Annotated in this window: 11 protein-coding genes; 5 read left to right on the top strand and 6 right to left on the bottom strand. The window is 38.8% G+C overall.

All coding sequences use genetic code 11. The annotated features are described in order from the left end of the window. Nucleotides 1–149 precede the first annotated feature (149 nt). Nucleotides 150–980: a sulfurtransferase gene (locus tag CWB65_RS04360; protein WP_138739981.1), complete on the bottom strand. Its 831-nt coding sequence runs from the start codon at nt 978–980 to the stop codon at nt 150–152. 210 nt (nt 981–1,190) lie between these two features. Here CWB65_RS04360 and CWB65_RS04355 point away from each other — a divergent pair, with 210 nt between their 5' ends. Then, a complete protein-coding gene (locus CWB65_RS04355) occupies nt 1,191–1,931 on the top strand; it encodes a glycosyltransferase family 2 protein (RefSeq protein WP_008130207.1) in 741 nt (246 codons plus the stop codon). 112 nt (nt 1,932–2,043) lie between these two features. Next, nucleotides 2,044–2,790, top strand: a complete 747-nt coding sequence (locus CWB65_RS04350; protein WP_008130205.1) for a glycosyltransferase family 25 protein — start codon at nt 2,044–2,046, stop codon at nt 2,788–2,790. A gap of 37 nt (nt 2,791–2,827) precedes the next feature. Here the strand turns inward: CWB65_RS04350 and CWB65_RS04345 are convergent, their stop codons facing one another. From CWB65_RS04345 to CWB65_RS04325, 5 genes are all read right to left on the bottom strand, one after another. Beyond that, entirely contained in the window at nt 2,828–3,304 is a 477-nt protein-coding gene (locus tag CWB65_RS04345; RefSeq protein ID WP_138739980.1) for a group I truncated hemoglobin, read from the bottom strand. Continuing rightward, nucleotides 3,304–4,140 carry a DUF3034 family protein gene (locus CWB65_RS04340; protein WP_058428313.1) on the bottom strand — a complete coding sequence of 279 codons (837 nt, stop codon included), beginning with the start codon at nt 4,138–4,140 and terminating at the stop codon, nt 3,304–3,306. Before CWB65_RS04340 ends, CWB65_RS04345 begins: the two co-directional genes overlap by 1 nt. Further along, nucleotides 4,127–6,442, bottom strand: a complete 2,316-nt coding sequence (locus tag CWB65_RS04335; protein WP_138739979.1) for a bifunctional diguanylate cyclase/phosphodiesterase — start codon at nt 6,440–6,442, stop codon at nt 4,127–4,129. Before CWB65_RS04335 ends, CWB65_RS04340 begins: the two co-directional genes overlap by 14 nt. Next, on the bottom strand, nt 6,432–7,097 hold the full coding sequence (locus CWB65_RS04330) for a methylamine utilization protein (RefSeq protein ID WP_138739978.1): 666 nt from the start codon (nt 7,095–7,097) through the stop codon (nt 6,432–6,434). The genes CWB65_RS04335 and CWB65_RS04330 overlap by 11 nt, the downstream gene beginning before the upstream one ends. Before the next feature lie 122 nt (nt 7,098–7,219). Then, complete coding sequence (locus tag CWB65_RS04325) at nt 7,220–8,323, bottom strand: phosphoribosylaminoimidazolesuccinocarboxamide synthase (protein WP_138739977.1); 1,104 nt, start codon at nt 8,321–8,323, stop codon at nt 7,220–7,222. A gap of 200 nt (nt 8,324–8,523) precedes the next feature. On the opposite strand from CWB65_RS04325, the gene CWB65_RS04320 reads away from it, so the two are divergent. The 3 genes from CWB65_RS04320 to CWB65_RS04310 all read left to right on the top strand — a co-directional run. Continuing rightward, nucleotides 8,524–9,597, top strand: a complete 1,074-nt coding sequence (locus CWB65_RS04320) for a CDP-glycerol glycerophosphotransferase family protein (RefSeq protein WP_171047563.1) — start codon at nt 8,524–8,526, stop codon at nt 9,595–9,597. Between the two features lie 8 nt (nt 9,598–9,605). Further along, nucleotides 9,606–10,292: an ABC transporter ATP-binding protein gene (locus CWB65_RS04315; RefSeq protein ID WP_138739976.1), complete on the top strand. Its 687-nt coding sequence runs from the start codon at nt 9,606–9,608 to the stop codon at nt 10,290–10,292. After that, nucleotides 10,289–10,954, top strand: a 666-nt coding sequence (locus CWB65_RS04310; protein WP_138739975.1) for an ABC transporter permease, incomplete at its 3' end; no start/stop codon positions are given. The genes CWB65_RS04315 and CWB65_RS04310, both read left to right, overlap by 4 nt.

Genomic DNA, 10,954 nt, shown 5'->3' with positions numbered 1-10,954 from the left:
TCGGTGCTCTCGGTGGTAATAAACATTTAAAGTTACCCACACGTAGGCGTGAAGCTTGCTCACGCAAAGGTTGTTAATGTGACTATGTATAAATTAAACGTGCCAGCAAGCAAGGCGCCTACAAAAATTGCTTGTTATGGTATTTTCACTTATACATCTTTGGTGATAGGCAATGAATCACTCGCGCCCCACTCACTCCAAGAACCGTCATAAACACTTAAGTTTTTATAACCACATTCATCAGCAAATAAAGCTAAAATACACGCTGTAATACCTGATCCACAGCTAAATTGAATATACTCTGCAGCACCCACAGCGTTCTTAAATTTTATCTTTATTTCTTCAAAAGCTTTAGCCTCGCCATCGGTTAATAAATCTAAAAAAGGCAATGAACGGCTTTGTGGTATATGCCCACCTCGCATGCCTTTTCGAGGTTCGCTCTCTTCACCAGTAAAGCGTTTATAGGCACGCGCATCTAGCAATATAGTATTCACATCATCTATGGCTGCTAATACTTGCTGGCGGCCAATAAAGTAACTTGGATTATAACTTGCTTCAAAATTACCGCACGTTAAAGCCTCACTATAACCTTGCTGCACTGCATAGCCGCACGCTAACCACTTTTTAAGGCCGCCATTTAAAACCTTTACATTGTGATGCCCCATGGCTTTTAGCATCCACCACGCCCTTGCAGCACTAAATAAGCCAGCATCTTCGTATACCACAATAAACGAATCATGGTTTACACCCGCATGCTGCATAACCTGTGTAAACTGCTGTGCATTACACATTGTGCTTGATAGCGGGTTTGATTTGTCTGCCAGCTCATTTTTTATGTCAAACCGCTTTGCATTGGGTAGCATAGCTTCAGGCACATAAGTTCCTAAAACCCCGGGGCGAAGCATACCCGCATCAAAAATAACTAAGTTAGCTTGTTCTAAACGTATCTTAAGCCACTTTGCATCAACAAGATATTTCATAAAAATTCCCTGTAGTATAAAACAATATAATCAAAAAATTAGATTAAATAATACTAAGTAATTAGGCAATATTAACTCTAGCATTTATTATTTTAAAAATAGCTATAAAAATGGTCTTAAAAGTAATACTTTGGAATACTATAGTTACTAATATGTAGATGGATTTATGTTTGGGTCTATCGTCAATAACTTAATTATGAGAAAAATATTTTGAAACTATCTGTTTGTATTATTTGTAAGAATGAGGCAAGTACAATTGCCCGCTGTTTAGAATCAGTTAAATGGGCTGACGAGATTATTCTGCTTGACTCCGGCAGCACAGATAATACACTCGAAATTGCAAAAAAATACACCGATAAGATATTTATTAGAGAGGATTGGCAAGGATTTGGCGAGCAACGTCGAAGAGCTGAACAGTTAGCTAGTAACGACTGGATTTTTGCTATTGACTGCGATGAAGAAGTTAGTGAAACATTAAAAAATGAGATACTTAATACTTTACCTAGGTGTAGTGAAGAAAATGTATTAAGAATAAATCGGCTAACATATTTTTGTGGCCAGTTTATTTATCATAGTGGCTGGCACCCTGATCATATTGCCCGTATTTATAACAAGAAAAAAACCAGTTACAACAAAAATTTAGTGCATGAATCTGTTGTAATAAAAGACTGTGAGCTAATTACATTAAAAGAAAACATTTTACACTTCCAACACCAAGATATTTTTACATATCTTAATAAAAGAAACCACTACGCTAACATAGGCGCAAAGCAAATAATTCAAAAAGGAAAAAAAACCTCATTATCAAAAGCTACAGGCTCTGCCATATTTGCTTTTATTCGACATTATTTTTTAAGGCTAGGTTTTTTAGATGGAAGAGCAGGTTTCGTTATAGCTGTTATCCAAACCCAATACAGTTTTAACAAGTACCTTTTCTCAGTTTATAAATAATATATAGCTTCGATAGAGTAAAATTATTGAGTCTCATTACATAAACTGGATTTTTTAAATAAATCTATTTCGCTTAAAGACTATTAAGCTACAACAATAAAGTAATTAAAAAATGAAAACTTCGATATTTATTATCAATATGAAACCTTGTGAATCCCGTTGGTATGAAGTTCAAAAGCGACTTAAAGATCTTAATATAAGTGCAGAACGCTTTGAAGCTACTATTGGTAAAAATCTTGGTGAGCAAGAGTTTCTCAACTGGTATTGCCCGAAAAAGAATAAAAACTCATATCATCGCAACTTAACCCTAGGAGAAATAGGTTGTTACATTAGCCATATGCGAGTCTGGGAGCATATAGTTACACATTCGATACCTATATGCGTAATACTTGAGGACGACATTATAATTAAATCGCATTTAACTAATACGATTGAATCAGCAGAAAAATTAAAAAATTGGGATCTTATAAAACTTTCTGATAGCCGAGATTTACCATTTATTAATACACAATCCCTTGAAAGTGAATTTGTTTTAGGGAATTACTTTAAAATCCCAAATGGAGCTCAAGGATATATATTATCTTTAGAGGGGGCTAAAAAACTTCTGCACAGAAAGCCATTTTTTAGACCTGTTGATGTTGATATGCAATTTCATAGTGAAGTTGGGCTCAATATCGTAGGTATTAAGCCATATCCAATTGCCACTGATAGCCAATTTGAAAGTGAAATAGCAAAGGCAAATTCAGGTAGGCATTCTAATAAGAGTACATTTATTAGAAATTTAAAACACAGATTAAATTTACATATGCAACGCAAAAAAATATCAGCTAATCTGTCAATGATAACTAGAAAGCTATAATTGTGGTTCTATATATTTGCTGCATGACTGCGACCTACTATATGTTAATAATATCGCCTCTTAATGGCGCCATTTTTGACAAAATTTTATTTTGAATAGGATGAGGTATGTTTTGCTCATTCATGGCATTCACTAATAAATCAACAACATGATTAAAATCTTTTTCTGTTATATTCATGCCGGTGTGTATGTCTACCATTGAATCACCTGCGTAGCTGTATTTACACGGACCATCGGTAAGCATGCACATATGCAAAATAAAACCTTGGCGAAAATGCGCTATGTTTGTGTGCTCAAAGTAGTGAAATACCTGCTCGTCATTGCCAATTTGATTAATAAAGCTATCAATTAGTTTTTCTATGCCGGCGTTACCGCCAATTTGATTAATAAAGCTATCAATTAGTTTTTCTATGCCGGCGTTACCGCCAATTTGGTAATATAAAGTAGGCGGTGCTTTATTCGCACAGCCCATTAAAATACCAACACATAAAAACCCAACTGCAATTAACTTCATTACCAATACCCTGTTACCGATAAGTACCAACCGGTTTGATCGTCTGCCCCTGCAATACGCCCTAAATCTAAATATGCGGCAGTTACACTCACATTTTTATTAGGCATCCAGGCAACAAAAACATCTTTCCAGTCTTGCTCACCCAGGTTTAAGTTATTCGCTTTTTGACGATACTCAATACCGATTGCCAATTCACGACTTAAAAATACAGCGGTGCTACCTTCAAATAAAAACGCGCTGTCAGCATTGCCGCCACCATAACCGAGTAGTCCAAGTTCATTGGCTTCACTATAGCGTGTTGTTACATTCCAAAACCAGTTATAACCTGCAAAAGCACCTAAGTGAAGCTTACTGGCAGCCAAGTAATAATCTGTACCGCTGGTATCCTCTGCACCAACAAGTTTGGCTACGGTGCCGTCATCTAGCGATTTATGCTGTATACCTAAACTTAATTGCGGCCATTGGCTGTAAACAATATCACCATATAAACGTATTTTTGCACTAGTAATCGATTGCTCTATTTCGGTGTTAAGTGCTGGCACGTCAAACTCTTGTTTTGCGTAACTTAGCTCCACCCGATTAAATAAGTTTAACTGCGCACCACATACATTTAATGCGTAATCGCTTACATCCGCTCGGCTACAAAAACCATTTACCGAAAATTCATCTTCGCTCGCATAACCTGCAAGCTGAGCCCAAGGCACAATACCGCCACCGCCGCTACCTTCAACTTGAGATACACCCGGTGTTGCTAGTAACTTTCCGCTACTGTTGGCAACCGTTGGCAAACTTATTAGCAATAAAACACTGACAAATAAATGCTTAATTTTTACCATAGTATTCTTCCAGCCATTGTTCTAATAAATCAGCTTTTAAAGGCCGGCTAAGGTAGTAACCTTGTGCATGGTCGCACTGCATTGTTTCAAGTAAAGCTAACGACTCTTCGGTTTCGACCCCTTCAGCCACCACCGAAAAACCTAACTGATGCCCAAGCGTAATTGACGACTGCACTATAAATTGATCTTTTTGAGAGGCATCTAGTTTTAAAATAAAACATTTATCGAGCTTAAGCTCATCAATAGGTAACATTTTTAAACGCCCCAGCGATGTTTGCCCTACCCCGTAATCGTCAAGCGATATTTTAACGCCAATTTGTTTTAAATCTTTAAGCGCTTTAATACCCTTTTCTTCGTTTTCTATCATGTCGCGCTCGGTTAATTCAATAGTGATTAACCTTGCATCCACATTATGTTTTTTTAGCGTAGCGACTAACGCGGCATGAAAGCCCGGATACGCAATATCTTGCGCAGATACATTAATGGCGGCTTGAAGCTCAATGCCCTTCGATTTCCAGTCGGCAACTTGTGCAACAACGGTATTTATTACCCATGCAGTTAGTTCAACAATTAGCCCTGAGCGCTCTGCTAAATCAATAAATAACTCAGGATTAACCCAGCTGCCATCTTTACGCTGCCAACGAATAAGCGACTCAACTTTATCTATTTTTTGAGTTTGCATATGCAGCTTAGGCTGGTAGGTCATAAACAGCTGACCATCGTCGTCGCTAATAGCTTGCTTTAATTCATCAAGCATAATTAAACGATCTAAGTGGGCCTCGTCCTCGCCATCTTGGTAATAATGTATATGGTTTTGGTTATTTGCCGCATTTTCTACGGCAATAAGCACTCGCCTTACTAAGTCGTCACTGGCAGTACCTTGCGATGGGTACTGCAATACACCGGTACTAAACTGTAAGTTAATTTTTAGCTTTTGAATGGTATAACACTCTTGGAGCCTAGCAATTAATCCCTCTATGCCGCACTTTTTCTCGCTAACCGCACTGCTTGGAAATACCGTTAAAAACTCATCTCCCCCAATACGCGCATGAATCCCACCAAACTCATCCGAAAACTCACTTATTCTGCATGCCACGGTTTTTATACATTCATCGCCAATGCGCGGGCCAAGCTTATCGTTTATATGGCGCAACCCTTTTATATCTATAGCTACAAGCGTATATTGAGTTAATTCGCTTAATTCTTTGTCCAACACTTCTAACATCGCAGAGCGATTATAAAAGCCGGTTAAAGTATCGTGTCGCGCCTGAAAACTAATTTGTTGTTCACGCTTGTTGATGTCGTTACCCATGTTGTCGAACGCATTAACTAAGGTCGTTATTTCTGTGCTTTGTTTTTTACCTTTAAACTCAAAATTATAATTACCTTGCGCAAACTGCTTAGCAATTACAACTAGCTGAGAAAGCGGCGTTGTTAAGTTATTTGCTAATAAGCTACTTGTTATTACACCTACAAACATCGTTAAGATAGACAAAATAATAAGGGTAAAAAATAGCTTTTCAAAATCGCTATAACTTTGTGTTAAATCGGCGCTTAATAAAATAATAATTGGGTGTGTTGCCAAAGAGGCTAAATTAATATCTCGGTTTCGGTAAACCGGGTACTCGCCAAATATTCGTGAGGTGGTGGCCGAGTTAAAATAACTCACCGGTTCAAAAGGCGTTGGGCGCTCATCTAACGAGCTAATAACTAGGTTGTCGGCACTGCCTACAAAGCTTACATCCATGCCCGTTAAGCTTTTAAGCTCGCTTGCAACACTGTCGTCTATTTTAAAGCCTACTAAACTGTAAGCTATGGTTCTTGGGGCTTTTACAGGTAATAAAATAACCTGGTAAAGCTCATTGTTTAACACTACAAATGTGGATTGCTCTTGTGCGTTAAATAGCTCTGCGAGTAAAGGTCGCAAGTCGTCTTCAAAGGCACCTTGCTCTAAATTTGACGAAATTAGCTGACCCGATAAATCTATAAGCAACATTAATTGCGCGTCTATCCGTTGGCTGTGATTATACAAAACACTGCTTATGGTACCCGCATCGCGCGTGGCAACCGCTTGCTTAAAACCAAAATCGGCAGTTAATACTTTAGCCGCAGTTAACAGGAGGCTTTCTTTTGAGGTTAAATATTGCTTATAAACGTTTTGCGCAACACTTATGTCTTGGTCTACTTTTTGTTCTTGAAACTGACTTGTTGACCACCAAAAACTAGCAACACTCACCAGCGTTGTTAATAACACCAGCCCTACGCAGAGTGAGGTAATTCGGTTTTTTAAACTATGAGTCATTACCAGCCTTAAATTTGCTACCAAAGGTGTTTCTTGGTGCTGGTGTAGATGTGTTTACCGTTATGGTGTGTTTGCTTTTAGCGCTTACTGTTATAATTTTTTTATTCTCCAAAGGTGCTGTTTGCAAAGCGTGCCATACGCTTAATTCAATCGGTAATAGGTTATTTGGCAAGGTTACTTTGCCTTGCTTATTTGTTTTATAAACATGTTTGCTACCTGCCACATATATGTAGCCAACCATAGAGTCGTGAATATTACACCCCAAAACAACGACCCCTTGATTATCAAAAGTAATAGGTGCTTTTGGTTGCCCTGAATATAACTTTAGCTGAAAGGGCTTAGCTTGCGAAAAAGAATACACATGGTGGCGAATATTATCGCTATTTGGAAAGTCAACTTGCTGCCCTTTTTGCACAACTAATAGCTCTGGCAAAAACTGTTTATGAACTTGGTCCATAGTCGCTACAGGAAGATTTGGCTTGGCTAATTGCTCGGCGTTAAAGTGTAGCTCAATAACAGCATTTGCTAGTTTACTACCGTGTTGATCTTCTACTACCAACTCCAGTGCAGCGGCGTTAGAAAAGTAACCAAAAAACAAACCCATGGTTAAAAAACGGCAACTTTTAGTTATTTTTTGCAAACAACGTTCAAACATAACAACACCTAACTATTAACGTTAGGTTAAGGTAATTAATTACAGGGGTTAATTGCAAGGAATATAGCCCAGTAACTAAAAATAAAAAGTTAGCCACTGGGTTTTTTAGTTCTTTAGTATGGCTATTTTACAATTAAGCCATAATCAGCGTCTAAAATAGAAATGACTTCTCGACGCGGATCCTCAGGAATAGTAATTGCTTCACCAACTATTTTACTGGCAATACCCACATAAGTATCAGACACTTCGAGCATGACTGATTCGGGTAAAATATACTCTTTTGCTAATTTTTCACGCTCAGCCATGCGATCTTTGTTGAGTAATACGTCGCTTTCTGGCACGTTATTAATTAACAATTGGCGAAAGCCTTCTTTAGAGTTTTCAACAATTTTACCATCTCGATACGCAGCGCCATCCCATATACGCGATGAATCTGGTGTACCAACTTCGTCGATATAAATAAGCTGTTGTGCACCATTTAGGTCTTCTACATAACCAAATTCAAACTTGGTATCTACAAAAATTTGGTCAAGCTTGGCAAGCTCTTTACTAATTAAGCCAAAGCCTTCTACTAACAGCTTTTCGTATTTTGCAACGTCGTCTGCCGACTTAAAATTAAATACATCTAGGTTATTTGTTATGTTCTCGCGGGTAATGTTTACATCGTCTACTGGCGGTATGTCGGCAACGCCTTCAATAATCCCCTTGGTTGATGGCGTAATAAGTACATTATCGAGTTTTTGATTCGCGTTTAACCCTTCAGGTAAATCTATACCGCAAAAGTTACGTGTCCCTTTAGCGTAATCACGCCACATGCTACCCGTAATATATTGGCGCGCTATCGCCTCTACCTTAACTGTGCTTGCTTTACGCACAATCCATACATATGGGTGCGGAATATCCACAATATGATTGCCAGCTAGGCCTGCTTCGTCAAATAAATTAAACCAATATGATGCAACGGTGTTAAGTGCTATCCCCTTACCCGGCACACCATTTAAGCCATTTTCACCTTGCCAAATACAATCAAATGCTGAAATACGGTCCGAAATCACCATAATAGCCAGCTCAGTACCTGCGGGTACTTTGTAGCCTTTATCTTTAATTAATCGTGCACTGTCTTCGTCTGTTAGCCAATAAACTGAACGCACTTTACCACTGTGTACTTCACCTTTGGTGCGGATGGGTAAATCATCGTTTACGTCTAAAACTTTATAGCTAGTCATGCTATCTCCGGGGTTAGGGATGCTCTATGAGCAAAGTATGGTATGGGGTTATGTGCGGTATGATAATCCAGCCAACTTCAAAGCTCAATCTTGGGCTTAAAACTAAATAACCTGAACTTTGGTTAAGAGATTTAGCAAGAATATTTATATGGTTGTCACAATCGGGTAAACTGGCGGTGCTATTGAGTCGAGGAGCTAGCTTGAACTACTTAACCACCACCAAAAATAAAAAATACTTAATGTATATATCTCAAAATTATTCATACGCAATTTTGAGGCCTATTCAGGCGGCCATATTAGCGAACGGTGGTCAGGTACGCTGGTTTTTACAAGGTAGCTCTGTAAACCCTGATTTTTTAACACCCGATGAAATACGCCTTAATTCAATAGACGATATTCACAACTGGAAACCCGATGCTACATTTGCACCGGCCAATTTAATTCCTACGTTTTTTCCGGGTATTAAAGTGGGTGTATTTCATGGTTTTGATGCCGGAAAACTTGATAAAAAAGGTAACAACGATCACCTAAAAGCAAGGGGCTGCTTTGACCTATATTGTACTCAAGGCCCCAATACCACAGTGCCATTTAAAGCCTTACAAAAAAAGCTGGGTTATTTTAAAGTGACTGAAACTGGCTGGCCAACGCTCGACCGCTTGTTTACTGGCGAATTACAAACCCCATATACCAGCAAAGCCGACACTCGCCCTACACTTTTAATTTGTTCTACTTTTTCAAAACGTTTATCACTTGCACCTAAACTTTACGAGCAAATAAAGCACTTTAGCGAAACAGGAAAGTGGCGCATATTAATGCAGTTTCATCCTAAAATGCCTATTGAGCTTATTGATAAATACAAAGCGTTAAGTAATCAAAACTTAACGTTTATCGAAACCGACGACGTAGTCCCCTTATTAAAGTCGGCCGATGTAATGCTGTGTGATACCTCATCGGTGCTTTTAATGTTTATAGTGCAGCGAAAGCCTGTTGTGACCTTTTGTAATAATGCCCCAGACAAGCATTTACTAAACGTAACAGATCCAAATAAGCTAGAAGACGCGATAGACCTTGCATTTACCTACCCTAAAACATTAATGCAAAATATAGAAAGCTATTGCCAACAGCTGCACCCATACACAGACGGTAAATCAAGTGAGCGAGTAGTGGCTGCAACGAATGAGTTTTTACTTAGTGACGAAAAGCTAAAACCTAAACCGTTTAATATTATTAGGCAGTTTAAAACGCGCAAAAACCTTAATTATTGGAAGTGGTAAACCAAACAATGATAAGCCTTAATAACGTTACTTTTAAATGGCATAAAAACGATAAAACGCCCACGCTAACTATTAGCAAACTTAACATTGAAAAAGGCCAACATGTTTTTCTACATGGCCCAAGTGGTTCGGGAAAATCAACCTTACTTGCCTTACTTGCCGGTATAAATGAAGCCACCAGCGGCAATGTCACGTTACTAAACCAGACCTTAAATACCCTAAGTAACACTCAACGAGATGTATTTAGAGCTGACCACATTGGTATTATTTTTCAAAACTTCAACTTACTTCCTTACCTATCGCCTATTGAAAACGTAATACTGGGCTGCCAATTTTCAAAAAAACGCCAACAAAAAGCATTAAGCCACTCAGCCACGTTAAATAATGAGGCTACACGGCTATTAAACTCACTGGGTTTAACCGAGCAATATCATAATAAAAATGTGGCAGAATTAAGCATTGGCCAACAACAACGCGTGGCCGCCGCACGCGCATTTATTGGTAACCCAGAAATTATAATTGCCGACGAGCCAACTTCAGCCCTTGATACACAAAACCGCGAAAGCTTTATTAACTTATTGTTTGAACAAGCGAGTAATACAAACAGCACATTGATATTTGTAAGCCACGACGAAAACTTAAAGCCGCTGTTTAATCGCTCAATCGACTTAGTAAGTTTGCAGGAGACATTATGATCCTTACAAAGCTTGCTTTAAAAAGCCTAATAAATAGACGTGCTAGTGTTGTTTTAACACTGTTTACCATTGCCGTTAGCGTTATGTTATTGCTAAGTATTGAACGTGTTAGAGTTGATGCTAAAAGCAGCTTTAGCAATACCATTTCGGGTACCGATTTAATTGTAGGAGCCCGCACCGGCGATATTCAATTACTGCTTTCATCAGTATTTAGAATTGGCCACACCAATAATGGCGTGAGCTGGCAAAGCTACAAATACATAACAAGCCAACGCGGCGTAAAGTGGAGCATTCCTATTAGCCTTGGCGACAGCCACAAAGGCCAAGCCGTGTTGGGCACAACCCCCGATTACTTTACCCATTACCGCTTTGCTAAAAAACAACATTTGAGTTTTAGTGCAGGTAACCCTTTTAGCACTATTCACGGCGTGGTATTGGGCAGTGAGGTAGCTACAAAACTAGGCTATAAGCTGGGCGATAGCATTGTAATATCCCACGGTATGGGTAATACCAGTTTTCATCATCACAACGACAACCCGTTTGAAGTAGTCGGTATTTTAAACCCGACGGGTACCCCGGTCGACAAAACACTGCATATACCGCTTGCCGCTATTGATTTAATTCACGGCGGTAACGCAAGTCATGAGCACGATGAGCACGAT

Source organism: Pseudoalteromonas sp. S554, assembly GCF_005930865.1.
GTDB lineage: Bacteria > Pseudomonadota > Gammaproteobacteria > Enterobacterales > Alteromonadaceae > Pseudoalteromonas > Pseudoalteromonas marina.
The sequence above is the reverse complement of the archived record's forward strand: the minus strand, read 5'-3'. Positions and strand labels throughout refer to the sequence as shown.